This window comes from Tessaracoccus pujii, assembly GCF_054483895.1.
Window position 1 is genome coordinate 870,024 of sequence record NZ_CM137012.1, and the last position, 25,748, is coordinate 895,771.

A 25,748-nucleotide genomic window follows, 5' to 3' on the forward strand; every position below is an offset into this window, starting at 1 on the left:
AGGGCTCAGTTGAGTAGACGAGAGCTCAGGCCGGAATCGTCTGCGGAATCTTCAGGCCGACAGCGTCGAACATCGCGTCGAGATTCGTTCCGATGAGCGCAACAGCCGCGATGATCACAACTGCAATCAGGGCGACCATGATGCCGTACTCGACGGCGGTGGCGCCCTTGGTCTTGTCGGCGAAGCGACGGCCGACCACGTGGAGGAGCGCGGAGAGGTGAGAGAACAGTGCAACCATGGCGGTTGCCCCCTTTCAAGGAGAAGTCAAGGGGAAAATCCAGGTCCCCTGAGGAGGACAAACGCTTGTTCCCCCCGTCGGTTAACCTCGATCGTTCATGGCGTGTGGGCGACCTGTGCCGTAAATGAGCCAGAGTGCCTTCTGACTACGGGATACTTGGAGTTGCGAAGCTCAAAAGACCCATAGCGGAAGGCACTCGGCAAGTGAAGGATACTGCGTGGTCGTCGGGGTTGTCAGTCACAGGTGACGGGACCGGGGTGGTCGCCCACGCAGGCAGCATCGGGCTTCGCTTGTTGGCTGACCGGGTCGGGCTGACCGGTGGTCTCTCGACAGCGATGGCCAGGCGCGGTTTCGTCCCCTCGGTCCATGACCGCGGCCAGGTGCTGACCGATGTCGCGGTGCTGCTCGCCGACGGCGGTGAGGCGATCTCCGACATCGACGTCCTGCGTCACCAATCCCAAGTGCTGGGGCCGGTCGCCTCAGCTCCGACGGTGTGGCGGGCGCTGGATGAGGTCACGGACGCCAGGCGTAGGAAGATCGCCACGGCCCGGGCCCGTGTCCGGCGCCACGTCTGGGCCCAGCTGACAGGCGCTGGCGGAGTTCCGGCCTCTCGGGTCGCTGGCACCGATCTCGGCAGCACCGTGGTGTTGGATGTCGATGCCACGATCGTGGTCACGCATTCGGAGAAGGAACTCGCGTCGCCGACGTTCAAACGAACCTTCGGGTATCACCCGATCGGTGTGTGGTGCGACAACACGCACGAGTTCCTCGCCGCCGCGCTGCGAACCGGTCGGGCGGGGTCGAACACCGCCGTGGATCACATTCAGGTCCTGGGCGAGGCGATCACCCAGATCCCGATGCCGTATCGCCGCAACCTGTTGATCCGCTGTGACGGGGCCGGCGCCTCCCACCAGTTGCTGGACTGGCTCCATGCGCAAGGCCAAGTCAGAGGCCGGATCTTGCACTACAGCGTGGGGTTCACCATCGGCGAGAACGTGCGCGATGCGATCACGCAGTTGCCGGTCGGGTCATGGTCTCCGGCGCTGAAGGCCGATGGTGAGGTTCGAGAGGGCGGGGAGGTCGCCGAGGTCACAGGACTGCTCAATCTCGATGGTTGGCCGGCGGGGATGCGGGTGATCCTGCGCCGGGAACGCCCGCATCCGGGGGCGCAGTTGTCGCTGTTTGAAGAGGCCGACGGGTGGCGGTATCAAGCGTTTGCCACCAACACAGCCGCGGGGCAGTTGCAGTTCCTTGAGGCCCGGCATCGGGCGCATGCCCGGGTTGAGGACCGGATCCGTCACGCCAAGGACTCGGGCTTGGGACGTTTCCCGTCGCGCGAGTTCAGCATCAACCAGACCTGGCTGACCCTGACGATGATCGCCGCCGACCTGGTCGCCTGGTTCAAGATGCTGGCCCTCGACGGTGACCTCGCCAAGGCCGAACCCAAGGCACTCAGGTATCGGCTGCTGCACGTCCCGGCCCGACTGGTCCACGGCGCCCGGCGGCGACGGCTGCGCCTCCCGAAGAGCTGGCCCTGGGTTGAGCACCTCGTGGCCGCGTTCGCCCGGATCGCCGCGATCCCACCAGCCTGACCCCAACCGACCGCCACTACCCGAGGAAACCTGGAGAACCGCCGCCCGGCAGCGTCAGCCGGCCAACAGTCACGCCCTCAACCGGCCCAGTGTTCAAATCGGGCTCCGACAGCCCAGCTGACAGCTCTCAAGCCGCCTCATGAAAGAGGGAGGTTAAAGTAGTGGTCGGGGTGACCCCCCGTCAATGTACAATCCACGCGCGTAGCGCCGTGGGACGGGTCAGTCAAGTTCGGGGGACATGTGAAGGGGCTCAGAGCGACACTCGCGGTGCTAGTCAGCCTACTATATACCGTAGTAGGAGGCCTGTCGGCGGCCGCTGACGAGCAACTCGACACCCTCGCCGCGACACTCGGCATCCAGGACCAAGCCACAGACTTCATCCTCGTGGTTGACACCTCCGTCTCCATGAAGGACGACGGCCGCTGGGGCCGCGCCCGGGAGGCGCTCAGCGGACTGTTCGAGTCACTCACCCCAGACGACCACGTCACCCTCATCACCTTCGACGACGGCGCCCAGACCGTCTTCGAAGGAACAGACCCCAACCCCGCGACACTCCTCGCCACGCTCCCTGACACGCCCGAGGGCACGCAGACCGACATCGGCGCAGCCATCGACGAGGGCGTCGAGGCCCTCACCCGCGATGGCGCCTCCGACGTGGCCGCATTCGTGCTGCTCACCGACGGCGAGCTCGACGCGGCGGAGGGCTCCAGCTATGAGACCCCCGACGCCCCGGCCTGGGACGCGCTGCGAAGTTCCGCAGCCGCCGCGACCACGGGCCGCCAGGTGGGGGCCTTCGCCCTCTCGCTGGGCCCGAAGTCCGACGCCGGCCTCCTGGCCCAGGTGTTCCCCGACGCCGACGTGGCCACCCCTGGGGACATCGTCGGCTTCCTCTCAGGCCTCTCCGAGGAGATCAAGCGGTTCCGCGTCGGCGAGGTCCTCGCCCCGGATCTCGAGCAGCCCGTCACCGTGGCTGTCTCCGAGCCGCAGATCACCGACGCCCGGGCCACCTTCACCGCGACCTGGACCTCCACGGCCACCCACCTGCCCACGACGGTGGCCGCCGTCCAGCTGACGCCGGGCGTCGACGGCGCCGCCGTCGGCATGGAACCCGCGACCCTCGAGCTCGCACCCGGACAGACTCAGACGAGCACCGTCACGCTCACGCTGCCCCCGGGCACGGACGCCGCCGTCGCCCTCGCCGCGACAGTCACGTCCCCCTGGCAGCCGCAGCTCGCCCAGCTCGGGCTCGCCCAGACGTTCCAGGCCACATCGCAGCCCGTGACCCTCACCACGGCCGCCGCCTCGCAGGCTGAGTCCAGCGCCACGGCGGCTCCCACCGGCGGCCCCGTCGACGAGGGTCAGCCCGCACCGAGCCTCCTGGGCGCCCTTCCGTCGTGGGCGCTTGCCGCCGCCGCGGGCGTCCTCGCCGCCGTCGTCCTCCTGGCCCTCATCGCCGGCGCGATCCGCAGGCGCATGCCCCAGCTCGACGGTTCCCTGGCCCTCATCACGCCCCAGGGGGATGTGGCCGACGAGTTCCTCGTCACCGGAACCTCCACCAGGGCCGACCGCAGCGGGCTCACCGTCAAGGCCACACCCGCCAAGGGGGAGGCCATCCGCCTCAACGGCCACCTCGGCAAGGAGCGATTCGCCGCGACCCTCACAGACGGACAACAGCTAAAACTCCCCGACGGCCGAACCCTCCGCTACACCACGGAGCGCTCACGGATGCTCGAGATGATCAACGCCGGCGGCGCTGGGGCCCGCCGCCCGGAGCCTGACGGCCCCACGCACCCGTAACCCGCCGGGTCCTAAGATGGGGCGAGCCGCCGCCGCGGCACCCGTCGACTGAAGGAGCACCGTGGGTATCACCGCCGACGACGTGGCCCGGTTGGGCAGCCTCGCCCGCATCCAGCTCACCGAGCAGGAATGCGCGGAGCTGGCCCCCGAGCTCAACGTCATCCTCGAGTCCGTCCGCCGCGTCTCCGAGGTGGCCGGCGCGGACGTGCCCATGGCCACCCACGCCATGCCGCTGACCAATGTGTTCCGTGACGACGTGGTCACCGCGTCGCTCACGCAGGACCAGGCGCTCTCCGGTGCCCCCGACAGCGAGGACGGCCGCTTCCGCGTGCCCCAGATCCTGGGGGAGGAGTGAGCATGAACCCCCTCCTCGCCAAGCCCGCCCACGAGCTGGCCGCCCTCATGGCCGACGGCGCCCTCACCTCCGAGGACCTGACCGGCGCCTGCCTCGAGCGGATCGCGGAGCTCAACGGCGCCCTCAACGTCTTCCTCTCCATCGACGCCGAGAACGCGCTGAACCAGGCCAGAGCCATCGACGCCCGCCGCGCGGCAGGGGAGGTGCTCGGCCCGCTGGCCGGCATCCCCATCGGCGTCAAGGACAACTTCTGCACCACCGACCACCCCACCACCTGCGGTTCCCGCATGTTGGAGGGGTGGGTGCCGCCCTACGACGCCACCGTCGTGACGCGCCTCCGCGACGCCGGGCTGGTCATCGTCGGCAAGACCAACATGGACGAGTTCGCCATGGGCTCGTCGACGGAGACCTCCTACTTCGGCCCCACCCGCAATCCCTGGGACACCGAGCGCATCCCCGGCGGCTCCGGCGGCGGCTCGGCCGCGGCCGTGGCGTCGTTCATGGTGCCGCTCGCCGTGGGCTCGGACACCGGCGGCTCCATCCGCCAGCCGGGCTCCGTGACCGGGACCGTCGGCGTGAAGCCCACCTACGGCGGAGTGTCGCGCTACGGCCTGGTGGCCATGGCCTCCAGCCTGGACCAGCCCGGCCCCTGCGCCCGCACCGCCCTCGACGCCGCTCTCCTGCAGCAGGTGATCGGCGGCTACGACGCCCACGATTCGGCCTCCATCGACCAGCCCGTGGGCGACCTCGCCGGCGCCGCCACGGCCCCCGACCTCAACGGCGTGCGCGTCGGCGTGGTGAAGGAGCTCGGCGGCGAGGGCTACGAGCAGGGCGTCCTGGACCGCTTCGCGGAGGCCGTCGACCTCCTCCGCGAGGCCGGCGCCGAGGTGGTGGAGGTGTCCTGCCCCGCCTTCAGCTACGCGCTGCCCGCCTACTACCTCATCCAGCCCGCCGAGCTCTCCAGCAACCTCGCACGCTTCGACGGCATGCGCTACGGCCTGCGCGTCGGCGACGACGGCACCCGCTCCGCCGAAGAGGTGATGAACATCTCCCGGGACGCCGGCTTCGGCAAGGAGGCCAAGCGCCGCATCATCATCGGTACCTATGCCCTCTCGGCCGGCTACTACGACGCCTACTACGGCTCCGCGCAGCGCGTCCGCACCCTCATTCAACAGGACTTCGACAAGGCCTTCGAGGCCTGTGACGTCCTCGTCTCGCCCACCACGCCCACGGTCGCTTTCAAGATCGGCGAGCGCATGGCGGACCCCATGAGCATGTACATGGCGGACCTCTGCACCATCCCGTCGAACATGGCGGGCAACGCCTCGGCGTCGTTCCCCATCGGCCTGAGCGACGGGCTCCCCGTCGGCCTGCAGGTGATGGCCCCTCCCATGGAGGATCCGCGGCTGTACCGCGTGGGCGGCGTCGTCGAGCGGGCGCTCGAAGCCACGTGGGGCGCGCCTCTCCTGACGACAATGACCGACGGCCAGAAGGCGGTGTCCGCATGAGCGACACGGTGGACTACGACGACCTCCTCACCCGCTACGAGCCCGTCCTCGGGCTCGAGGTGCACGTGGAGCTCAACACCAACTCCAAGATGTTTTGCGGCTGCACCGTCGAGTTCGGCGGCGAGCCCAACACCCAGGTCTGCCCGGTGTGCCTCGGCCTGCCCGGCTCGCTGCCGGTGATCAACGGCAAGGCGGTGGAGTCCGCCATCCGGATCGGCCTGGCGCTCAACTGCCAGATCGCTGACTGGTGCCGGATGGCCAGGAAGAACTACTTCTACCCGGACATGACCAAGAACTTCCAGACCTCCCAGTACGACGAGCCGATCGCGTTCGACGGCTACGTGGACCTCGAGCTCGACGGCCGGACCTATCGGGTGGAGATCGAGCGCGCCCACATGGAGGAGGACGCCGGCAAGGCCCTCCACATGGGCGGCGCCACCGGCCGCATCCACGGCGCCAGCCACTCGCTGATCGACTACAACCGCGCCGGCGTGCCCCTCATCGAGATCGTCACCCGGCCCGTGAGGGGCGCCGGGGACAAGGCGCCGGAGGTGGCGAAGGCCTACGTGTCCTACCTGCGCGACCTGCTGCGGGCCCTCGGCGTCTCGGACGTGCGCATGGAGCAGGGGTCCCTGCGTTGCGACGCCAACATCTCGCTCATGCCCATCGGTGCCCAGGTGCTCGGCACCCGCACCGAGACGAAGAACGTCAACTCGCTGCGCTCGGTCGAGCGGGCCATCCGCTACGAGATGACCCGCCAGGCGGCCATCCTCGACGGTGGGGGCCGCGTGAAGCAGGAGACGCGCCACTTCCACGAGGCCACCGGCACCACGTCGCCGGGCCGCTCGAAGGAGGAGGCGGAGGACTACCGCTACTTCGCCGAGCCGGACCTCATGCCCATCGCGCCATCGCGCGAGTGGGTGGAGGAGCTGCGCGCCACGCTCCCAGAGCGGCCGTCCGAGCACCGCCGTCGGCTCCAGGATCAATGGGGCTTCAGCGACATCGACTTCGGCAGCATCGTCTCGTCCGGCGCGCTGTCGCTCGTCGAGGCGACGGTGGCTGCCGGCGCCTCGCCCGGCGCGGCGCGCAAGTGGTGGGTCACGGAGCTGGCGCGGCGCGCCAACGAGGCCGGCGTCGAGCTTGAGGAGCTCTCCATCACCCCGGCCCAGGTGGCCGCGGTGCAGGGGCTGGTGGACGACGGCAAGGTCAACGACAAGCTGGCCCGGCAGGTGATCGAGGGCGTGCTGGCGGGGGAGGGCGAGCCGTCCGACGTCGTTGCGGCGCGTGGGCTTGCCGTGGTGTCCGACGAGGGCGAGCTGAGCGCCGCCGTCGACCTGGTGATCGCGGCGAACGCGGATGTCGCGGCGAAGATCCGCGACGGCAAGGTCCAGGCCGCCGGTGCCCTCATCGGCCAGGTCATGAAGGCGATGCGCGGCCAGGCCGACGCGGCCAAGGTCCGCGACCTGATCCTGTCGAAGCTGTCCTGAGGAGGACCGATGTACCTGTTCCACGCCTACGTCACTGTCGCGGCCGGAGCTGAGGACGAGTTCGCCGAGGCGTGCGTCGTCAACAGCCGCGCGTCGCTGCAGGAGCCGGGATGCCTGAGGTTCGACGTGCTCCAGCAGGCCGACGACCCCACCCGGTTCACCCTGGTCGAGGCCTACCGCACCGAGGACGACCTGGCCGCACACAAGACGACCGACCACTACAAGGCGTGGGCCGAGGTGGCGAACCGGGTGCAGGTGGAGCCGCGTTCGAAGACTGTGTTCACCGTCGTCGCCGGCTGACCTCCGGGTCCCTGCTCACCGACCCGGAGGGGGCTGCTCAGCCCGCCCGGGTCAGCCCAGTGCGGCCCAGGTGGCTGGGCCCACGACGCCGTCGGCGGCCAGGCCCTGGCTTCGCTGGAAGCTGCGCACCTGGGATTCGGTCCCCGGGCCGAACTGGCCGTCGACCGTGAGCACGTAGCCGAAGTCCGTCAGGCGCTTCTGCAGGTACTGCACGTGCTCGCCGCGGTCGCCGCGGCGCAGCGTCGGGCGGGCCTGCGTGCCCTGGCCGCCGCCGCCCTGGTTGCTCGGTTCGCCGCCCCAACCACCGCTGGAGCCGCCCTGGTTGCTCGGTTCGCCCTGGTTGCCGCCCGTGGGCTCGTTCCATCCACCGTTCCACCCGCCGGACCCGCCGCCGCCCCAAGAGCCGGAGCCGCCGCCCGAACCTCCTCCCGTGGAGGTGCCGCCGCCGGTCCCGCCGCCGGACGAGCCTCCCCCCTCCAGCGCGGCCCACGTCTGCGGGCCCACCACGCCGTCGGCAGTCAGGCCGTTCCGCGACTGGAACGCGCGCACGGCGTTGGCCGTGGCGGGTCCGAAGCGCCCGTCGATGCTCAGCCACGCGCCGCCGTCGACCAGTTTCTGCTGCAGGTAGCGGACATCCTCGCCGCTGTCGCCCTGGCGCAGCGTCCGGCGGGTGGTGCCCGTCTGGCCACCACCCTGGCCACCGCCCCAGCCTCCTGGGTCGACCGGGACGGAGAGCGGCGGCGCCGTGATCGTGAACGGCCTCTGCGCCTGGAACGAGGCGCTCACGTTGCCCACCGTGTAGTAGTTGGGCACCTGGTCCATGGGCATCCGCCGCACGATGGTGCTGTGGAAGGCGCGGTAGTCGCCGCTGAACGACCCGTTTCCCCAGACCCCCAACAGCGCCTCGGTGAACAGGCCGTTGACGTCGCCGTCGCTGGAGAGCTGGTTGTCCTGGCAGCCGGAGATGAGGATCACCTCCGCCGCGATGTCGGTGCTGCGCGTGTGCCCGGCCACGGCCTGCGCGGCGCTGTAGACGTCCCGGCGCCGCACCGCGTCCGCCGCCGCGACACTGGGTGCCAACGCCCGCGGGCGCAGCTTCGTGAGGTGCACGTCCTCCGGCCAGTACTCCTGGCCGAGCGGGTTGCGCACCAGCGCCTCGCGGGTGGCGATGGCCAGGATGCTGCGCGCCACGGTGCCGGAGTGGCACGAGTCCGAGGTGACGACGATCCGCACGCGGGCCGGGAACTGCGCCCACATGCGGTGCAGTTCGTCGTCGAGCACCTGGCGGTCGTAGAGGCACCAGGTCTCGTCGAGCCGGTCCTCCTCGTCGCCGTTGGTGTCGCCGATCTGGCCGCCGTGGCCGGAGAAGGTGATCAGCGCGATGTCCCCGGCGACGGTGGCGCGGGCCATGTCGCCGAGCGCGGACAGCAGCGCCGACGACGTGGCGGCCCCGTCGAGCATCGTGCGGGTGCGGAACCCCTGCCCACCGGCGAGGCGTTCCATGTCGTTGGCGTCGTTGACGCAGCCGGCGAGCACGGCGGGCGCCGGGATGTAGCTGGAGGTGTCTACCACGTTGAGTCCGACGTGGAGCGAGTAACCGGTCATGGGAGTGTCCTTTCGTCAAGCGCTGTGGCTCAGGGCTGCGGTACGGGTGTGGGAATGGGGACGAGAACGCCGCGGGTGCGCACCGGCCAGTCGACCGGTGGAGCTGCGGTGCGGGTGCCGTCCGAGGCCACCGCGGTGACGGTGAAGATCACGGCGGGGTCGGTGGCGTAGGTGGTCAGCGGGAGCACGAACTGACGCTCGGCCTGCCGCTGGGTGCGGGTCAGGGTGATGGGGTCCGCGGCGGCGCCGAGGAACGTGGCCTCGATCTCCAGCCCCGCCATCTGGGCCAGGTCCCCGGTGGCGACGAACGTGACGCCCAGGTGAAGATCCTCGATGTAGCTGCGGGTCTCGTCCAGGCTCTCCATGCCGGGTTCGACGGAGTGGTCCAGCGCCAGCTCGCCAGTCGTTCCAGGTGACAGCGACACGGTGGCCTCCTGCCCGGGCGCGAGGAGCAGCGACGGTGAGGCCACGACGGCGCCGTCGGCGACCACCCGGTTCACCGATACGCGCCGGTCAAGCCGGTTGGCCAGCCGCACCTCGTCGCCTATCCGCTCCGCGGTCACCGGCCCCCCGGCCGGCCCGACGACGCGGCTCAGGTCGAGCCGCAGCGTGCTGACCGCGGAATCTCCACCCGGGATGGCGTACCGGGCCGACCCGACGAGCCCGCCGCGCCGCAGCAGGGTTCGGAGGGTGAGCAGGCCGGGGATGTCGGTGGTGAGCATGAAGGTGAACCCGGTGTCGATCAGCACGCAGTCCACGCGGTCCGAGCCCGGCACCGCCCAGCTGATCTCGGGCGCGACGCCCGCCTGCCACGGCCCGACGAGCTCCACCGGCCGGCCCAGCCGCTGGCGCAGCTCACCGGCAAGGAGCGAGAAGTCCGCCGCGTCAGGCTCGGGCTCCAGCGCCGCCGCCAGCACGCAGCGGATGTTGGCCGGGTTCTCCACGTCGATGGTGGAGGTGAGCAGCAGCGTGGGCTCGTACGCCCGCTCCGGGTCGTCTGCCGGGTAGCGGCCGACGGCGTAGTTCTCGGGGATGACCAGGAACCTGCCGGGCTGGGTCAGCGAGCGGAAGACCCTGACCCCGGCGGTGCTGACCGGCTCCGGCTGCCACGGCCGGTACTGCGTCTCGCCCAGGCGCAGCGCGGGCCGGCATCCGACGGCCTCCCATCCGTCGCCGCCGCGCTGCCGGTACAGCTGCGGGTGGTCGGCGCACGCTAGCAGCGCGGGGAGCCTCGTGGTGGCGGTGGCGCTCACCTTCACGTGCTTGACGACGCCTAGCTGGGTCAGGTCGAACTTCTCGAGGGCGATCGCCGGCGTCAGGCGGATCTGCGCCTTGGCCATGGCCAGCAGTTGCGTGGCCGCGATCGGGCGGGTGGCGTCATCGCCTCGCCTCAGCGCCATGATCTTCGGGGCGGTGAGACGATCGACAGTCAGCATGGACTGCGTCCGCTCGGTCCGCCAGCCGCTGTGTGCCAGGCCCACCTCGACGACGGCGGGTTCCGCCTGGAACCCAGGGGTTGACAGCGCCCCGTAGGCGAGGCGGGCCCAGTTGTTCTGCAGCACGAACGTGGCCGTGATCCTCGAGCCGTCCTCGCCCAGCACTCCGGTGACCTGAACCGAGTTCGCGGTGACCAGCTCGGTGCGTGCGGCGCCGTGGTCATCGCGGAAGGGCAGATGCAGCCCGATCTGGGGCACGCAGGGCACTGGCTTCAGGGTGGGCCGTCCCGCGCTCTCCCAGGGTGCGAGGGTGGCGGCGGAGGGCCGGGCGAGCAGGGTCACCACGACGGTGGCCTCCAGCGCGGGGGAGCCGTCGGCCTGGTGACCCACCTGGACCAGATCGAACCGGAAGGGCGAGGAGTCAGGGTCCTGTCCCGGGGATGGGACGTCGAGCAGGATCTCGGGGAGGTACCAGCGGTTGTCGCCCTGCCGGTCAGCCAGCAGCGGCCTGCCGTCCAGCACCGGCCCCGTCTCCTGGGGCGCCAGCGGCGTGGCCAGCACCAGACTCTCGGCCAGCAGCGGCCGGATCACCGCGGCCTGCGGGCGGATGGCCTGCATCAGGGGGACCGCCTCGTTCCGGCGCAGTGTCAGCAGCTCCCGGCCCGGGCCCCGGGTGCGAGCGGTGGAGCGGGCCGGAAAGACGTCGCGCACGGTGCCGCCCTCGGCGGTCACCAGGTGCACGATCCGGTCCGGGTTCTCCGCCATGAGCGGAGTGATCAGCTCGGCGACCGGCCGCCGCCACTGGCCGGCGAGGTCGTCGGTGCGGCGGGCGCGGATCACCAGGTCCGGCCCTCCGCCTCGCCCGGCCAGGGCGGTGAGCAGGCTTCGGGCCTCATCACCGGTCAGGGTCGTGGCCAGCGCCGCCGTGCCGAACGGTCCCCGGGACTCGGCGCGAACGGGCTCGGCCCCGTCCAGGCTGAACTCCACCCAGGCCAGGTCCTCGAGCTCGCAGTGCAGTTCGACGGCGAGGGTGGCGGTGACGACGAGGTCCGCTATGGCCTCGTGCGGCGCCGGGGTGCGGCTGAGCAGGAAGGTCACTGAGCACGACGGCGCCCCCGATGGGTCCCGTCTGACCGCGGCGATGCTGGCCATGACCGCATCCTCAGAGCGGGTAGGACAGGAAGGTGGCCGGTGTCCCGCGCGCCTCGCGGGACTCGGGGGCCGCCTGGGGCTGGGCGTCGGCCTCGGGGGCCGCCTCGGGCTGGGCGTCGGCCTCGGGGGCCTCGTCCGCCACCGCCGCGAGCGCGTAGACCTGGTCGTCGGCGGCAAGCTCCCGGCTCGACGGCGCGGCCAGCTCGCGGAGCCTGCGGACCCGATCCTCGGTCAGCGAGCGCGTGACCACGCCCTCGGCGTCCGGCGGGGGCACGTCCACGATCAGGGGACCGTTGCCGTTGGCGTTGACCCACGGCCCCGTCCAGCTCTGCCCCTTGCGGAAAAGGGTGCCCTTGACGGTGGCGGAGACCTGATAGCGGTAGTAGGGCAACATCTCGGGATCACCGGAGAAGATGGTCCAGCTGCGGTCCGCGTCGACGTCCTCGAATCCCCACCGGAACCGCACCGGCGCCAGGCCGAGCGGCCGGTACTCCCGGTCCGTGGCCTCCATCACCACCTCGACGGTCTGCGAGCGGTCCTCCAGCATCACGCCCAGGCCGATGGGACCCACCGCGATCCGGCCGGCGTTGTCCGCGCGAACCTCCAGCGTGGTGTCGTTGAGCAGGGTGCCGTTGGGTTCGGGATCCAGGTCGATCACGTTGCGCTCGATCTGCACCCGGTGGTACGGGTTGAGCGCCTCGCTGGGCGGCTCGGCCAGGTGCACCTTGCGCTTGACGTAGGTGAGGTCCGGCGTCCAGCCGGCCGGCGGGTTGCTGACATCGCCGGCCACCTTCTTGGCGGTCTGGAACTTCCACGTGGGGTCGTTGCCGTCGCTGCCGGAGAAGCTGTGGCCCTGCCAGTTCAGCTCGCCGCCGGTGTTGGGGTATCCGATCTGCACCGACAGGAACTGCACGGTGCGGTCCTCCCAACTCGCCACGGGGCGCACCACGCGGGCGAGGCGCTGCGGCCAGTCGTCGAGGTAGACGGTGAGGAAGTACTTGCGCTCCGCCTCCGGATCCGCCTTGATCTCATCGGCCATGCCGGCCAGGGAGCTGGAGATGGTGTGGTCCTGCAGGTAGGCGAACTGCCGGGTCTCTTCGTAGTGCAGGTCCAGGTGGCTCTCGTCGCGGCGGTACTTCAGCGACAGCCCCACGCCCCAGGGCGAGAAGAACGAGCCGCCGGAGGAGGCCTGCGCGGCCTCCACGTCCGGCTGAGGTTGATCGAAGATGGTCTTCTGTGCCATCTCCATGAACTTGTTGAACACCAGATCCGAACGCTCATCCATCTTCCGTGCGATCTCGTCGGCGCCGGGCAACGTGGTGTCCACCTTGACGTCGACCTTGATCGTGCCGGACTTGCGCATGTTGTTGAACTCGGCCTGCGCGTCCACCTTGGCCCACAGGTAGCGGCCCGACGCGGCGGCCGAGAAGTGCGTGAACACCGAGTCCCAGTTGCCGTCGATCTTGATGGTGCACACCGGGGACCAGACCTTCAGCTTGAAGTTCTGGATGACGATGAGCGGGCTGGCGGTGCCGTGGAAGGCGGCCCAGGCGATGTTGGCCGGGTAGACGCCCAGCAGGCCGGAGAAGGCGTGCGTGCCCGTGGGGTCGATCGAGCCGCTGCCCTGGCCCTGCATCATGGAGTACCACGGGTCCAGGTTGTTGTCGGTGGCCGGGGTGTCGCCGGGCTCCGGGTCGCGGGTGAGCGCCCGGTTGGCGGGCATGCCGACGGTGCGGAAGCCGCGCGGCCGGGCGCCGCGGGTGGGCTGGTCGGCCGTCGGAAAGCCGGTGGGTGTGGGAGCCATGTTGGACACGCTGGTGGTCGTCTGCGCGATCACCGCGGGGCGGAACATCGGTGGCTTGCGGGCGTTCTTGATGCCCCAGAACACGTCGGTGCTGTCGACCATCTGGGCGGTGATGGCGGCCTCGGCCTGCCGCCTGGTCTGCTCCGGCAGCGCGCCGGTGACGGAGAAGGTGAGGATGCCGCCGGCCACGTCCCCGCCCCCGCCGATCACGCCCTCGCCGCCGGTGCCCGAGAACCGCACCAGGTTGAACAGGTAATCGCCCTTGTCCGGCCCCTCCTTGCGGGCCATCCGGATGCGGTTGGGGATGTAGTAGAAGACCGGGGCCTCGCCTTGGGCGATCAGCTCGTGGTTGTTGACGTCGGGCAGGTAGAGCACGTCGTACCCGTCCTTGGTGATGGGTTGGGTGCCGCCGGCGTAGGTGGGACCCATTGCCTGAACCATGGTTGCGCCTTTCCTAGTCAGTCTCGATGCGCAGTGCACCGTCGATGAGACAGGAGGGCCAACGGCGCACTGTGATACGTCGCGACTCCGGTCAGACGGTGGCGCGCCACGGGGCGCCGAAGCACACGAAGGCGCCCGCGCTCGGGTGGGAGTGCGTGGCGCTGGCGAGCGCCGTCGCTGCGTCGGCCCCGCCGCAGAGCTCGGCGTGGTAGGCGGCCATCACGGCGGCCGCCAACTCGTCGCCGATGGGGGCGACGGGGGCGATGACGCAGACGGCGCCCGCGGACAGGAGGGTCGCGGTGAGGCCGAGGGGCTGGTCGCCGGGCCGGTGCGTGGCGCGCCCCACCTCACACGCCGACAGCACCACGTGGCTGGCCCGCAGCGCGATGTCCTCCAGCTCGTGGGCGAACACCGGCCCGTCGGCGAGCAGGAGGCTGGAGAACTGAGGGTTGTCGCCACGGTGCTCGCCGTGCGCCGCCACGTGCACCACGTCGTCGGCGGCCAGCGCCTCGGGGAATCCCACGGCCCGCACCAACGGCCAGCAGCCCGAGATGGCGTCCGCCTCCTGGGCCGCGAACGGCAGCGCCGGCCCGATCAGCACGCTCACCCGCGGGCGGTGCACCACCCTGCCGGAGGCCGCCCAGCTGGAGGCCGTGGGCGCGACGGTGACCGGACGGCCTCGCAGCTGCGGCAGCGCCAGCCACGGCACGCCGGCCAGCACGCGGGTGGGGACCACGACGAGCTGGCCGGGCAGGTCCTCCAGCGGCGCCGCGACCTGGCCGCCGAGTTCGGCCAGGCGGGCGTCCAGGGACGCCGCGACCGCGCCCGCCAGCGGGTGGGCCGGATGCAGGTTCGCCTGGGCGGTGAGGTCCGCCCGCGCGGCCTCCACCAGCTCCGCGGCGCGCTCGGCCGAGCCCAGGGACAGCACGACATCCGGGCCCTCGCCCAGCACCACAGCCATCACCGTGTCGCCCCTCCGGACGGTGACCACCAGGCTGCAGCCGTGCGCGCGTGCCGCGCGGCGCAGGGCCGCCGCGGTCAGTGTGGTGGCGGTGGGCGGCAGGTCGGTGACCGCGCCCCAGGTGAGGGAGCGGAGTTCGCGCTCGCCCGCGACGATGGCCCGCGTGTCATCCTCGACGCTGGGCCCCGCGGGATCGAACTCGGCGCGCAGCCGCCGCAGTTCTGTGGCTGCCTCCCGGACGCGGGGGTCCGCCGCCGGGCTGACCCGCGGCTGGGGCCGGGTGGCGGCGCGCCACCTCTCGGCGGCCTCGACGAGCGCGCTGGGCCCGCGGGGCGCGGCCAGTTCCAGGTCCAACGCCGCGGCCGCCTCCCCGTGGAGCGCGGATGCGGTGCGGAGGTCCAGGCTGGCCAGGCCGAGCTGCGAGTGGACCAGCGTGGCGTTGGCCCGCCTCAGCACCCGGCGCGCCTCGTCGGCGTCGCCACGCCGGGCGGCGGCGGTAGCCAGCGCCACCAGCCCGGCCAGCCGCAGCGAGACGACGGGTGAGCGCGAGAGCCACGCCACGTCGGGGGTGAGATCCGCGACGTCGGCGTCCCTGGCCGACGGGGCCCGCATCCCGGCCGCCGCCGCCTGCGCGGCCGTCAGCCTGTCGCCCACCTCGAGGGACGCCTCCCACAGCGCCCGGGCCGCCGCGATCCGGGGCCGGGCCATGAGTTGGAGCAGCACCGCCCGGCGGTGCCAGCCGTCGGCGCCGCGGCGCCGGAAGACGCGGGCCGCGGCACGGCTGCGCTCCAGCGCCTCGTCGGGGTGTCCCAGCAGCAGTGCGCAGCGGGCGAGATCCAGGTCCACCTCAGCCGTCTGCTGGGCGCCCGGACGGCCCTCGCGGGCCATCAGCAGGAGTTCGTGGGCGTCGTCGATGAGGCCGGCCTCCACCAGCGCCCTCGCCCGGTCCTGGCGGGCCACGGAGCGATCCAGGTCCACGTCGAGGGCCTCGGCGTCATGCATCTCCCGCAGCGCGGCGGGCAGGTCGCCGCGCAGGAACCGGACCCAGCCCAGGTTGTGCCGCGCCATGAACGACACGGGGCGGACGCCGAGCTCGTCCGCCAGGTCCGCGGCCAGCGAGAGGTCCGCGGCGGCCTCGTCGAAGCGCCGCAACTCGGAGGCGATGGTGCCGCGGTTGAGCAGCAGCCTCATCCGGTCCGGCGCGGCCAGGGAGTCCGGGTCGATGCCGCGCAGGGCGCGCCAGGCGGCCGGGCGGTCACCGGAGCGGGCGAGCAGGCTGCCAGCCTGGACCTCCGCGGTGCGCGCCACGTGCGGCAACCCGCGAGCGCGGGCCTCCGCCGCGGCCGCGCTGAGCGCCTCCAGCGCCGGCGCGCAGCCCTGCTCCTCGAACGTGATCCACGCCCTCGAGATCCGGATCCGCAGCCCCAGCTCCACATCGGAGGACGGGCATGCGCCCGCGGCCCGGCTCAGGAGCGCACTCGCCTCAGCCGTGCGGTGCTCCGCGAGCGCCGCACGGGCCCGTTCATAGAGCTCCGGTGCGGAATCGATCACCTACACCTCGATCGTAGGCGTGACCACGGGGCGCTGGTCGGGGCGGTTGGGTTGGATGAGGAAGCGCAGCGGGCCGTGGGGGACCAACGGCCAGACCAGGCGCCCGGTGGCGTCGGAGACGCGGACATCGACGGTGTCCGACGTGCGGGCCTCGACCGTGACGCCGCCTCCGGTGACCCAGCCGTCCACCCGGACCCCACCGTCGACCTCGCTCAGCACCACCATGAGGCTGAGGGTAGAGGCCGTGAAGGTGACGGTGTCGGTCACCGCCGGGTCCAGGCCCCGGGCCGCCAGCAGCGGCCGGCCGTCCAGGGCGGCCAGCTCGGCGTTCATCAGCGCCAGCGACAGCGCGAACGTGAGGCGTTCCATCATGCCGATGGGCAGCGGGTCCAGCTCGGCCTGCGCGGTGGCGAGGGCGCCGAAGAGGGCGACGTCGTCCGCGTCGAGGGGCTGAAGGGCGTCGTTGGTGGTCATGCGGTGCTCCAGGAGGGATCGTCGGCGAGCGCGCGGCGCAGCGTGGCCAGGCACCGTCCCCGGGTGGGGCCGATGGAGCCGACCGGCATGCCGAGCGCGGCCGAAATGGTGGCGTAATCAGGTGCGGCGGCATACGCGATGACGCGCAGCAGCGCCTGGCAGCGGGGGCTGAGCTGCCTGACGTGGGCCCAGAGGCGGCGGCTGAGGTCGTGGTTCTCGGCCACCGCATCAGGCGTGGGGGCGCGCGCCGCCACGGCGTCGCTCAGCTCGGCCGTGGCGGGCACGCGCGCCGCGCGCCAGGCCTCCCGCTTCGTCGTGGTCAGGAGCCACGCGAAGACGGCCTGGGGCTCGACGATGGTCGACGCTTTGCTCACGAGCGCGAGCCACGCCGTCTGCACCACATCCTCCGCCTGCGCAGGGGTGAGGCCCGAGGACCGGGCCACCGCCCACAGTGGCGGGGTGAGGAGGGCCACGAGTTCGCCCAACCGGGCAGTGTCTCCTTCGCGGAAAGCGACGAACGCTTCGGCGGCGGATGTGGCCAGCGACGCCGTCACGGCGCCCGACCGGCCGGGGCCAGGGACGTCGCGGGTCTGGAAGGCCGCCGGGCCGAGCCGTAGTAGGGCATGGGCACGTAGTAGGGCATCGGCACGTAGTAGGGCATGGGGACGTAGTAGGGCTGCGGCGCGAACGTCCCGCGATGGGGAGCGCGGCGCGCAGGGGCGTGAGCATCGAGGATGCAGCGCGGTGAGGGTGACATGGGGCACCTCCGGGGATCGGACCTCAGGACTTCACCGGTAAAGAGCGAGCCGTCGCGTCCCTGATACCTCATCTTCCACCGCGGACCGAGCAGACGCGAGCCGCCTTCCGGTCAGAGGACCGAGACGGCGTCCCGCCAGGCCTCGATGGCGTCCGGCTCACCTCCCACCGCGACGTCCGCGTCACGCCCGCTGAGCAGCAGCACCAGCTCCGACGGCAGCCCGGAGAGATGGATGGGGCGGTTGCCCTGCCCGAGGGCACTTTGTTGCGCGGTGTCCGTGCGGGTGATCAGCACGCGCCCGCCGTAGGCCACCTGCGCCTTGCGGGCAAGCAACTTCGCCACCGGCCACAACTCCTGCTGCTCCGCGGCGGTGAGCTCCTGGCCGCCGTCGTTGGCGCGCAGCACGTCCTCGTGGTGGATGAACAGCTCGCTGGTGTTGACCAGCTTGTCCAGCGGCCGCATGATCCAACCCGGGCGGGCCACGGCGTCGACCACCGCCGGGTAGCCGAGGCGGTGCAGTTCCTCGGTCTGGATCCGCTCGGTGCGCCCGGCCAACTGCGGCACCGCGATGCCCGGCAGCGCGTCGAGGCGGTGCTCGCGCACGTAGAGGTGCGCGGCGAGGTCCTGGGTCTGCCACCCCCCGCATCGGGTGGGGGCGAAGGGGCCGAGGTCACGCAGGAGGTCGACGAGGGCGGCGCGCTGGCGCTGGGCGAAGGTCATGGCCCCCAGCTTAGGCAGGGCAGAATGTCACCCATGACTGCCACCATCGCGTACAACTCCGACGGACTCGTGCCCGCCGTCGCCCAGGACGCCGAGACGGGGGAGGTGCTCATGCTGGCGTGGATGGACGCCGAGGCGTTGCGCCGCACCCTCACCACCGGCCGGGCGACGTACTGGTCGAGGTCGCGGCAGGAGTACTGGGTCAAGGGGGAGACCTCGGGTCACACGCAGGAGGTGGTGGACGTCGCCCTGGACTGTGACGGCGACACGCTGCTGCTGCGCGTCCACCAGGTCGGGGCCGCCTGCCACACCGGCAACCGGACGTGCTTCTTCACCCCCCTCACGGCTGGGGAGCTCTGATGAGGATCACCCCGTCGCTGGAGGAGTTCACCGAACTCGCCCTGGACCGCCGGGTGATCAGTGTGTACGCCAAGCTGCTGGCGGACGACGTCACCCCGGTGGGTGTGTACCAGGCGCTGTGCGGCGCCCGCGAGGGCACCTTCCTGCTGGAGTCCGCCGAGGCGGGCGTGTGGTCGCGGTACTCCTTCATCGGGGTCCGCACCGCCGCCACCCTCACGGAGCAGGACGGCAAGGCGCACTGGATCGGGCACCACCTCGTCGGCGTCGGAGACGGCGACCCGCTGGAGGTGCTGCGCGCCACCCTGCTCGAGCTGGCCACCCCCATCGTCGAGGGCCTGCCGCCCTTCCACGCGGGCATGGTGGGCTACCTCGGCTACGACGTGGTCCGCCGACTCGAGCGGCTGCCGGACAGCACCGTCGACGACCTCCAGCTGCCGGAGCTGGTGATGATGCTCACCAGCGAGGTGGCGGTGCTGGACCACCACACGGGAGACCTGTGGCTGATCGCCAACGCCATCAACTTCGACGGCACCGACGAGGGCGTGGAGCGGGCGTACTACGGGGCGGTCGCGGCCGTGGAGGACATGGCGGAGAAGGTGCGCGCCCCCCGGCCGTCGTTGGCCGCGCAGGAGGGCGCGCCGGTGACGCCCGAGATCCGTCGCCAGCGCACGTCCGCCGAGTACATGGCCATGGTGGAGGAGGCCAAGGAGGAGATCCGCGCCGGGGAGGCGTTCCAGATCGTGGTGTCCCAACGCTTCGACGTCGCCGTCACCTCCGACGCGCTGGAGGTGTACCGGGCGCTGCGGCTCACCAACCCCAGCCCCTACCTGTACCTGCTGCGACTGCCCGGCTTCGACGTCGTCGGATCCAGCCCGGAGGCGTTGGTGACCGTGCAGGACGGCCTGGTCACCACGCGCCCCATCGCCGGCTCGCGGCCCCGCGGCGCGACGCCGGAGGACGACCGCAGACTGGGCGAGGAGCTCCTGGCGGACCCCAAGGAGAAGGCCGAACACCTCATGCTGGTGGACCTGGGCCGCAACGACCTCGGCCGGATCTGCAAGCCCGGCAGCGTCACGGTGCACGAGTTCATGAACATCCACCGCTACAGCCACATCATGCACCTCGAGGCCGCCGTCTCAGGGCGCCTGTCGCCTGGCCGCAGCGCGCTGGACGCGGTGCTGGCCTGCTTTCCCGCCGGCACCCTCTCGGGCGCCCCGAAGGTCCGTGCCATGGAGATCATCGACAGGCTGGAGGTGTCGCGGCGGGGGTTGTACGGCGGGGTCGTCGGGTACTTCGACTTCGCGGGCAACTCGGATGTCGCCATCGCCATCCGCACCGCGGTGCTCTCCGACGGCGTGGCCCACGTGCAGGCCGGTGCGGGCATCGTCGCGGATTCGGTGCCGGAGACCGAGGACGCCGAGTGCCGGCACAAGGCGCAGGCCGTGATCACGGCGCTGGCGCGTGCCGAGGCGATGGGCACCGCGTGACGCGACGGTGGCCGGTGACGCTGCTGGCACTGGCCGGTGCGCTGACCGCGGGCTTCTCGGCGCAGGCCGGCGGCAGCGCGGTGGCCTCCCTGGCCTGGGCGGTGGCCGCCGGGCTGGGCCTGTCGCTGATGCTGCGAGGCGTGCCGCTCCGGGTCCTCGGGACCTCCTTGGTGGTGCTCGCCGTGGCCTCCGCCGGGTGGGCGGGTCAGGCCGGGCAGTGGGTGGCGCTCGTCGGGTTCCTGGTGGCGCTGGTGGGTCTGCTGGCCATGGCCTGGTGGGGGCCCGGCTGGGTGGCGCGCCCGCGGACCGCCGGGGAGCACCCCGTCGATCTCTGGAAGGCGATGGACGAGGGCGCGGACCCGACAGGTGAACAGGACGTGCACCGCGCGGGGCCCGCAGGGTAGTCTCGCCACGAGCACGAGTAGCGACGAAAGGCCCGGCAATGGCGCGTACCCCGCAGTACTACCACCACGGCAAGAGCCCCATGGCCTGGACCGCCGCGGGCATCGCCGCCCTCGGGTTCATCATCGCGGCAGCCGGATCGCTGATGGGTCCCAATTGGGCGCTCGTCATCGCCGGTGGAGTGATCGTCCTCATCGCCGGCGTGGTCGCCATGGTCATGAAGGCCATGGGCTACGGGCAGCCGTGACCGTCCTCGACGACATCATCGCCGGAGTCCGGCTGGATCTTGAAGACCGGAGGGCGCGCGTCCCCTTCGCGGACGTGATGCGCGAGGCCGAGCTGGCCGCGCCCGCGCTGGACCCCATGCCGCGGTTCCGGGCGCCCGAGCTCGCCGTGATCGCCGAGGTGAAGCGGTCCTCGCCCTCCAAGGGCGCGCTGGCGGACATCTCGGACCCGGCGGCGCTCGCCGCGTCGTACGAGGCCGGGGGCGCGGCCGCCATCTCCGTGCTCACCGAACGACGGCGGTTCAGCGGGTCCCTGGCGGACCTGGACGCCGTGCGCGCCGCCGTCGGCATCCCCGTGCTGCGCAAGGACTTCATGGTGGAGGAGTACCAGTTCCTCGAGGCCCGCGCGCACGGCGCGGACCTGGTGCTGCTCATCGTCGCGGCGCTCACGGACGCGCAGCTCACCCGCTTCGGCGCCCTGACCGCAGACCTGGGCATGACCCCGCTGGTCGAGACGCACACCGTCGACGAGGTGGACCGGGCGCTGGCGCTCGGGTTCGAGCTGATCGGCGTCAACAACCGCAACCTCAAGACCCTCGACGTGGACCTGGCCACCTTCGGCGCGCTGTCGGCGCACATCGGGGGCGGGCCGGTGCGGGTGGCCGAATCCGGCATCCTCCGCCCGGACGATGCCGCGACGGTCGCGGCGCAGGGCGCCGACGTCATCCTCGTCGGCGAGGCCCTGGTCCGGCACGGGGACCCCAGCCGAGCCATCGCAGACTTCATGACCGCCGCAGAAAGGTCTCCCGCATGAACATGCCAGACGAGAAGGGCCACTTCGGGCGCTACGGCGGCCGCTTCGTCCCCGAGGCGCTGCAGGCCGCGCTGACTGAGCTCACCGTCGCGTTCGAGGACGCTCAGGCGGACCCGGCGTACCGGGCCGAGCTGGCCCGGCTGCAGCGCGACTACTCCGGCCGCCCCACGCCCATCACGGTGGCGGACAACTTCTCGAAGTTGTGCGGCAACGCCCGGATCCTGCTCAAGCGCGAGGACCTCAACCACACCGGAGCGCACAAGATCAACAATGTGCTCGGGCAGGCGCTGCTCACCAAGCGGATGGGCAAGACGCGCGTCATCGCCGAGACCGGCGCGGGGCAGCACGGCGTGGCGACGGCGACGGCGGCGGCGTTGCTGGGGCTCGAGTGTCGCGTCTACATGGGCGAGGTGGACACCAGGCGCCAGGCGCTGAACGTGGCGCGCATGCAGCTGCTGGGCGCTGAGGTGTTCGCGGTCGCGGCCGGCTCCCGCACGCTCAAGGACGCCATGAACGAGGCCATGCGCGACTGGGTCACCACCGTCGACACCACGCACTACCTCATCGGCACCGTCGGCGGCCCCCACCCGTTCCCGTACCTGGTGCGCGAGTTGCAGCGGGTCATCTCCACCGAGGCTCGCCGGCAGATGCTTGAGGACCACGGCGCACTGCCGGACTATGTCGCGGCGTGCGTGGGTGGCGGCTCCAACGCCATCGGCATGTTCTACGACTTCATCCCCGACGAGTCCGTGAAGCTCTACGGCTTCGAGGCCGAAGGGGAGGGCGTGGCGACGGGGCGGCATGCGGCCACGATCGTCGCGGGGTCGCTGGGCGTGCTGCACGGCGCCCGCACAATGGTGCTGCAGGACGAGGACGGGCAGACCATCGAGTCGCACTCCATCTCCGCGGGCCTGGACTATCCCGGCGTCGGCCCCGAGCACGCCTGGCTGGCGGAGACCGGACGCGCCGTCTACGAGGGCGTCACCGACGACGAGGCCATGGACGCCTTCAAGCAGCTCAGCCGCACCGAGGGCATCATCCCGGCCATCGAGACGGCGCACGCGCTGGCCGGCGCCCGACGCCTCGGCCTGCGGATCGCGGCCGAGGACCCGTCGGCGCGGCCCTCCATCCTGGTGTGCCTGTCGGGTCGCGGTGACAAGGACGTGGCCACCGCCGTCGAATACTTCGGCCTGACCGGCGTGCCGGACCAGACCGTGGGGGGAATGGAATGAGCCAGTTCACGGACCCGGCGCGGTTGGGGATCTCCGGCCGGGTCGTCGCGAGGGCGCTCGACACGGGGCGCCCGGCGCTGGTGGGGTATCTGCCGGTCGGGTACCCGAGTGTCGCGGATTCGATCCTGGCGGTCAGGGCCATCACCGAGGGCACCGAGGGTCGCGGCGTGGACATCGTCGAGATCGGCATCCCGTACTCGGACCCGCTCATGGACGGGCTGGTCATCCAGCAGGCCACCGCCAAAGCCCGCGCGCGCGGCGTGCGAACGAAGGACGCCTTCCTCGCAGTGGAGGCTGTGGCGCAGACCACAGCCACGCCCATGGTGATGACGTACTGGAACCTCATCGAGGCCTACGGGCCGGACGCGTTCGCCCGGGACCTGGCAGCCGCCGGCGGCGCCGGCGTGATCACCCCGGACCTGCCGCCGGACGACTGCCCGGAGTGGTTCGACGCCACCGACGCCCACGGCCTGGACCGGGTGTTCCTCATCGCGCCGTCGTCGACGGAGGAGCGGATCGCCCTCACCATGGCCTCCTGTCGCGGCTGGGTCTACGCCTCCAGCGTCATGGGCGTCACGGGAGCCCGGGCCGCCACCTCGGACGCCGCCCCGGTGATCACCGCCCGGGCCCGCGCCGTCGACCCGGGGCTCCCGGTGGGCATCGGTCTCGGCGTGTCCAACGGGGATCAGGCGGCCGAGGTGGGTCGGTACGCGGACCTGGTCATCGTCGGCTCGGCCCTGCTCAAGTGCCTGGACTCCGACGGCCTGGAGCTGCAGACGGACCTGGCCCGTCTGCGCCGGCTGACCGACGAGCTGGCCGAGGGCGTGGAGCGGGCGCGCCGGTGATCGGTCGGCGGTCCGTGCTCGGCCTGGGCGCGCTCGGCCTGGTGGCGGGATGCTCACCCGCCGACGACGGGCCGGTGGCCAGCGTCAACGCCGGGCAAGGGGAGTGGCATGGCACGTCGCTGGCCGACGGCGGGAACCCGCTGCCGGATGTGACGCTCACGGACCAGTTTGGTCAGCCCTACAACCTGGCCACCGGTCCCACCACCACAGCGGTGGCGCTGTTCTTCGGCTACACCAACTGTCCTGACGTGTGCCCCGGCATCATGGCGGACATGGCCACGGCCAGGCGCCGGCTGCCTGAGGACCTCGTCGACGACATCACCCTCATCGTGGTCACCACGGACCCGGCGCGCGACACCCCCGAGGTGCTGAAGACCTACCTGTCCCGCGTCGACGACTCGTTCGTGGGGCTCACCGGCAGCCTCGACGACATCAAGTCAGCGGCGCTCAGCCTGGGCATCGACATCGCCGACGGCAAGCAGCTGCCGTCCGGCGGCTACGAGGTGGACCACGGCACCTACGTGCTTGGCTTCGGCGAGGACCGGCTGCTGCGCGTGGTGTGGAACGGGTTGTCCGCCGGCGAATTGAAGGACGACTTCCAGCGGCTCATCGCCGGCTGACGCGCGGTGTCGCGGCTTCCCGTCTCGTCGGGTTCTGGCCGGTAGCGGGGTTGAGCCGGACACGGCTCCTGCGGAGGCTGCATGAGCCGGACACGGCTCTCGGTCAAGGGCCACGAGCCTGACACGGCATTCAACACGAGGCTGAGCCGATGTCAGCGCTGCCATCCCCATGAGAGCCAGATCAGGCTCATCGAGTGTCGGCGAGAGCCGTGTCCGGCTCAACTCCCCACCGCAGAACCGGCCGACGCCGAGCGCGACACCGGCATGGGTCGGAGTAGCCTGGCGGCACGACCGACGAGGAGACACCGATGGGCCTGATGGAACACGCGATCTGGTGGCAGGTCTACCCCCTGGGGGCGACGGGCGCTCCCATCCGTGGGGAGCACGGTGAGCCGGCCCACCGGCTCACGCGGCTGGAGGCGTGGCTGGACTACCTCGTCGAGCTCGGCTGCAACGGGCTCCTGCTCGGACCGGTCTTCGAGTCCGTCTCCCACGGCTACGACACCCTGGACCACTTCCGCATCGACCCCCGGCTCGGCGACGACGCGGACTTCGACCGGCTCATCGCCGAGGGCCGCGCCCGGGGCATCCACCTCATGCTCGACGGCGTGTTCAACCACGTGGCCCGCGAGCACCGCCTCGTCACCGAGCGGCCCGAGCTGATCCGCCACCGAGACGGCCACCCCCAGGGCTGGGAGGGACACGAGTCCCTCGTTGAGCTCGACCACGACAACCCCGCCGTCCTGGATCTGGTGTCCGACGCGATGCTGCACTGGCTGCGCCGAGGCATCGCCGGGTGGCGCCTCGATGTGGCCTACGCCGTGCCCACCCGCTTCTGGCGCGACGTCGCGGCCCGCGTCCGCGCCGAGTTCCCCGACGCCGTGCTCCTGGGTGAGGTCATTCACGGTGACTACGCGGGCTTCATCCGCGAGTCCACGCTGTCCTCGGTGACCCAGTACGAGCTCTGGAAGGCGGTCTGGAGCTCCTTCAAGGACGCCAACCTCTGGGAACTGGCCCACGCCCTCGAGCGTCACGCGGGGTTCTGCGGCGAGTTCCTGCCGCAGATCTTCGTGGGCAACCACGACGTCACCCGGATCGCCACGATCCTCGGCGCCCCGCGGGCCGCGCTCGCCGCGACCGTGCTGATGACATTGCCCGGCATGCCCAGCATCTACTACGGGGACGAGCAGGGCTTCACCGGCACCAAGACCGAGGCGTGGCACGGCGACGACGAGGTTCGCCCGCCGCTGCCGGCCTCGCCGGCGGAGTTGTCGCCGCTGGGGGAGAGCATGCACCGCACCTACCAGTCGGCCATCGCGTTCCGTCGCCGCCACCCCTGGCTGGCGGGCTCGTCGGTAGAGGTGCTCCAGCGCGACAACACCGCCCTCACCTATCGCTGCCACGGGGGCGCCGAGGAGGCCGAATTCCGTCTGGACCTCGCGGCGGCGTCGCTCACGGTCAGGCAGGGCGACGCGGTGACCGTCCTCGCGTGATGTTTCGAGCAGGTAACAATCTATTTACGCTCGTTCGCGGGGCCTGATATCGGTTTGCCCGCGGAATGCCGCCCGCATACTGTTTCCACGCTA

Annotated in this window: 24 protein-coding genes; 15 read left to right on the forward strand and 9 right to left on the reverse strand. The window is 71.5% G+C overall.

The genetic code is table 11. The features are described 5' to 3' along the window. Positions 1–25: 25 nt before the first annotated feature. Positions 26–238, reverse strand: coding sequence for a Flp family type IVb pilin (locus tag ACX1D0_RS04245; RefSeq protein WP_459019648.1), 213 nt, complete (start codon positions 236–238; stop codon positions 26–28). Between the two features lie 182 nt (positions 239–420). Here ACX1D0_RS04245 and ACX1D0_RS04250 point away from each other — a divergent pair, with 182 nt between their 5' ends. The 6 genes from ACX1D0_RS04250 (at position 421) to ACX1D0_RS04275 (ending at position 7,277) form a co-directional block, all read left to right on the forward strand. Next, on the forward strand, positions 421–1,830 hold the full coding sequence (locus ACX1D0_RS04250) for an IS1380 family transposase (RefSeq protein ID WP_459020375.1): 1,410 nt from the start codon (positions 421–423) through the stop codon (positions 1,828–1,830). A 267-nt stretch (positions 1,831–2,097) separates the two neighbouring features. Then, the gene (locus ACX1D0_RS04255; RefSeq protein ID WP_459019649.1) at positions 2,098–3,627 is read left to right on the forward strand and encodes a vWA domain-containing protein; all 1,530 of its coding nucleotides are present in this window, start codon (positions 2,098–2,100) and stop codon (positions 3,625–3,627) included. 61 nt (positions 3,628–3,688) lie between these two features. Then, positions 3,689–3,982: an Asp-tRNA(Asn)/Glu-tRNA(Gln) amidotransferase subunit GatC gene (gene gatC, locus ACX1D0_RS04260; protein ID WP_459019650.1), complete on the forward strand. Its 294-nt coding sequence runs from the start codon at positions 3,689–3,691 to the stop codon at positions 3,980–3,982. Between the two features lie 2 nt (positions 3,983–3,984). Continuing rightward, positions 3,985–5,490 (forward strand): Asp-tRNA(Asn)/Glu-tRNA(Gln) amidotransferase subunit GatA, encoded by a 1,506-nt coding sequence (gene gatA, locus ACX1D0_RS04265; protein WP_459019651.1) that lies wholly within the window; start codon positions 3,985–3,987, stop codon positions 5,488–5,490. Further along, positions 5,487–6,977, forward strand: coding sequence for an Asp-tRNA(Asn)/Glu-tRNA(Gln) amidotransferase subunit GatB (gene gatB, locus ACX1D0_RS04270; protein ID WP_459019652.1), 1,491 nt, complete (start codon positions 5,487–5,489; stop codon positions 6,975–6,977). Before gatA ends, gatB begins: the two co-directional genes overlap by 4 nt. Positions 6,978–6,986: 9 nt before the next feature. Beyond that, positions 6,987–7,277: an antibiotic biosynthesis monooxygenase gene (locus ACX1D0_RS04275; protein WP_459019653.1), complete on the forward strand. Its 291-nt coding sequence runs from the start codon at positions 6,987–6,989 to the stop codon at positions 7,275–7,277. Between the two features lie 51 nt (positions 7,278–7,328). Here ACX1D0_RS04275 and ACX1D0_RS04280 read toward each other — a convergent pair whose 3' ends face one another. From ACX1D0_RS04280 to ACX1D0_RS04315, 8 genes are all read right to left on the reverse strand, one after another. Continuing rightward, positions 7,329–8,882, reverse strand: coding sequence for a peptidoglycan-binding protein (locus ACX1D0_RS04280; protein ID WP_459019654.1), 1,554 nt, complete (start codon positions 8,880–8,882; stop codon positions 7,329–7,331). A 29-nt stretch (positions 8,883–8,911) separates the two neighbouring features. Beyond that, the gene (locus ACX1D0_RS04285) at positions 8,912–11,470 is read right to left on the reverse strand and encodes a hypothetical protein (RefSeq protein ID WP_459019655.1); all 2,559 of its coding nucleotides are present in this window, start codon (positions 11,468–11,470) and stop codon (positions 8,912–8,914) included. Positions 11,471–11,480: 10 nt separating this feature from the next. After that, positions 11,481–13,715, reverse strand: coding sequence for a hypothetical protein (locus tag ACX1D0_RS04290; RefSeq protein WP_459019656.1), 2,235 nt, complete (start codon positions 13,713–13,715; stop codon positions 11,481–11,483). 91 nt (positions 13,716–13,806) lie between these two features. Beyond that, on the reverse strand, positions 13,807–16,227 hold the full coding sequence (locus tag ACX1D0_RS04295) for a CHAT domain-containing protein (protein ID WP_459019657.1): 2,421 nt from the start codon (positions 16,225–16,227) through the stop codon (positions 13,807–13,809). Continuing rightward, entirely contained in the window at positions 16,228–16,701 is a 474-nt protein-coding gene (locus ACX1D0_RS04300; RefSeq protein WP_459019658.1) for a hypothetical protein, read from the reverse strand. Then, positions 16,698–17,255: an RNA polymerase sigma factor gene (locus ACX1D0_RS04305; protein WP_459019659.1), complete on the reverse strand. Its 558-nt coding sequence runs from the start codon at positions 17,253–17,255 to the stop codon at positions 16,698–16,700. The genes ACX1D0_RS04300 and ACX1D0_RS04305 overlap by 4 nt, the downstream gene beginning before the upstream one ends. Next, positions 17,252–17,458, reverse strand: a complete 207-nt coding sequence (locus ACX1D0_RS04310; protein WP_459019660.1) for a hypothetical protein — start codon at positions 17,456–17,458, stop codon at positions 17,252–17,254. The genes ACX1D0_RS04305 and ACX1D0_RS04310 overlap by 4 nt, the downstream gene beginning before the upstream one ends. Before the next feature lie 111 nt (positions 17,459–17,569). Next, positions 17,570–18,178 carry a TIGR03085 family metal-binding protein gene (locus ACX1D0_RS04315; protein WP_459019661.1) on the reverse strand — a complete coding sequence of 203 codons (609 nt, stop codon included), beginning with the start codon at positions 18,176–18,178 and terminating at the stop codon, positions 17,570–17,572. Positions 18,179–18,202: 24 nt separating this feature from the next. Between ACX1D0_RS04315 and hisI the strand changes: the two genes are divergently transcribed. From hisI to ACX1D0_RS04360, 9 genes are all read left to right on the forward strand, one after another. Beyond that, positions 18,203–18,538, forward strand: a complete 336-nt coding sequence (hisI, locus tag ACX1D0_RS04320; RefSeq protein WP_459019662.1) for a phosphoribosyl-AMP cyclohydrolase — start codon at positions 18,203–18,205, stop codon at positions 18,536–18,538. Then, the gene (locus ACX1D0_RS04325; RefSeq protein ID WP_459019663.1) at positions 18,538–20,025 is read left to right on the forward strand and encodes an anthranilate synthase component I; all 1,488 of its coding nucleotides are present in this window, start codon (positions 18,538–18,540) and stop codon (positions 20,023–20,025) included. Before hisI ends, ACX1D0_RS04325 begins: the two co-directional genes overlap by 1 nt. Continuing rightward, the gene (locus tag ACX1D0_RS04330; protein WP_459019664.1) at positions 20,022–20,429 is read left to right on the forward strand and encodes a hypothetical protein; all 408 of its coding nucleotides are present in this window, start codon (positions 20,022–20,024) and stop codon (positions 20,427–20,429) included. Before ACX1D0_RS04325 ends, ACX1D0_RS04330 begins: the two co-directional genes overlap by 4 nt. 38 nt (positions 20,430–20,467) lie before the next feature. Beyond that, entirely contained in the window at positions 20,468–20,674 is a 207-nt protein-coding gene (locus ACX1D0_RS04335; RefSeq protein ID WP_459019665.1) for an HGxxPAAW family protein, read from the forward strand. Continuing rightward, complete coding sequence (trpC, locus tag ACX1D0_RS04340) at positions 20,671–21,465, forward strand: indole-3-glycerol phosphate synthase TrpC (protein ID WP_459019666.1); 795 nt, start codon at positions 20,671–20,673, stop codon at positions 21,463–21,465. The genes ACX1D0_RS04335 and trpC overlap by 4 nt, the downstream gene beginning before the upstream one ends. Then, entirely contained in the window at positions 21,462–22,697 is a 1,236-nt protein-coding gene (trpB, locus tag ACX1D0_RS04345; protein WP_459019667.1) for a tryptophan synthase subunit beta, read from the forward strand. The genes trpC and trpB overlap by 4 nt, the downstream gene beginning before the upstream one ends. Beyond that, on the forward strand, positions 22,694–23,542 hold the full coding sequence (gene trpA / locus ACX1D0_RS04350) for a tryptophan synthase subunit alpha (RefSeq protein ID WP_459019668.1): 849 nt from the start codon (positions 22,694–22,696) through the stop codon (positions 23,540–23,542). The genes trpB and trpA overlap by 4 nt, the downstream gene beginning before the upstream one ends. Continuing rightward, positions 23,539–24,162, forward strand: a complete 624-nt coding sequence (locus ACX1D0_RS04355; protein ID WP_459019669.1) for an SCO family protein — start codon at positions 23,539–23,541, stop codon at positions 24,160–24,162. Before trpA ends, ACX1D0_RS04355 begins: the two co-directional genes overlap by 4 nt. A 308-nt stretch (positions 24,163–24,470) precedes the next feature. Continuing rightward, a complete protein-coding gene (locus ACX1D0_RS04360) occupies positions 24,471–25,655 on the forward strand; it encodes an alpha-amylase family protein (RefSeq protein WP_459019670.1) in 1,185 nt (394 codons plus the stop codon). Positions 25,656–25,748 lie beyond the last annotated feature (93 nt).

What these genes read in the sequence shown, in the direction of transcription:
- ACX1D0_RS04290 (WP_459019656.1), bottom strand. Translation starts at nt 13,715, where the DNA reads ATGGTTCAGGCAATGGGTCCCACCTACGCCGGCGGCACCCAACCCATC.
- ACX1D0_RS04315 (WP_459019661.1), bottom strand. Translation starts at nt 18,178, where the DNA reads ATGACCTTCGCCCAGCGCCAGCGCGCCGCCCTCGTCGACCTCCTGCGT.
- ACX1D0_RS04280 (WP_459019654.1), bottom strand. Translation starts at nt 8,882, where the DNA reads ATGACCGGTTACTCGCTCCACGTCGGACTCAACGTGGTAGACACCTCC.
- ACX1D0_RS04360 (WP_459019670.1), top strand. Translation starts at nt 24,471, where the DNA reads ATGGGCCTGATGGAACACGCGATCTGGTGGCAGGTCTACCCCCTGGGG.
- trpB (WP_459019667.1), top strand. Translation starts at nt 21,462, where the DNA reads ATGAACATGCCAGACGAGAAGGGCCACTTCGGGCGCTACGGCGGCCGC.
- ACX1D0_RS04310 (WP_459019660.1), bottom strand. Translation starts at nt 17,458, where the DNA reads ATGTCACCCTCACCGCGCTGCATCCTCGATGCTCACGCCCCTGCGCGC.
- ACX1D0_RS04335 (WP_459019665.1), top strand. Translation starts at nt 20,468, where the DNA reads ATGGCGCGTACCCCGCAGTACTACCACCACGGCAAGAGCCCCATGGCC.
- trpA (WP_459019668.1), top strand. Translation starts at nt 22,694, where the DNA reads ATGAGCCAGTTCACGGACCCGGCGCGGTTGGGGATCTCCGGCCGGGTC.
- ACX1D0_RS04275 (WP_459019653.1), top strand. Translation starts at nt 6,987, where the DNA reads ATGTACCTGTTCCACGCCTACGTCACTGTCGCGGCCGGAGCTGAGGAC.
- gatB (WP_459019652.1), top strand. Translation starts at nt 5,487, where the DNA reads ATGAGCGACACGGTGGACTACGACGACCTCCTCACCCGCTACGAGCCC.
- ACX1D0_RS04245 (WP_459019648.1), bottom strand. Translation starts at nt 238, where the DNA reads ATGGTTGCACTGTTCTCTCACCTCTCCGCGCTCCTCCACGTGGTCGGC.
- ACX1D0_RS04325 (WP_459019663.1), top strand. Translation starts at nt 18,538, where the DNA reads ATGAGGATCACCCCGTCGCTGGAGGAGTTCACCGAACTCGCCCTGGAC.
- ACX1D0_RS04285 (WP_459019655.1), bottom strand. Translation starts at nt 11,470, where the DNA reads ATGGCCAGCATCGCCGCGGTCAGACGGGACCCATCGGGGGCGCCGTCG.
- hisI (WP_459019662.1), top strand. Translation starts at nt 18,203, where the DNA reads ATGTCACCCATGACTGCCACCATCGCGTACAACTCCGACGGACTCGTG.
- ACX1D0_RS04300 (WP_459019658.1), bottom strand. Translation starts at nt 16,701, where the DNA reads ATGACCACCAACGACGCCCTTCAGCCCCTCGACGCGGACGACGTCGCC.
- gatA (WP_459019651.1), top strand. Translation starts at nt 3,985, where the DNA reads ATGAACCCCCTCCTCGCCAAGCCCGCCCACGAGCTGGCCGCCCTCATG.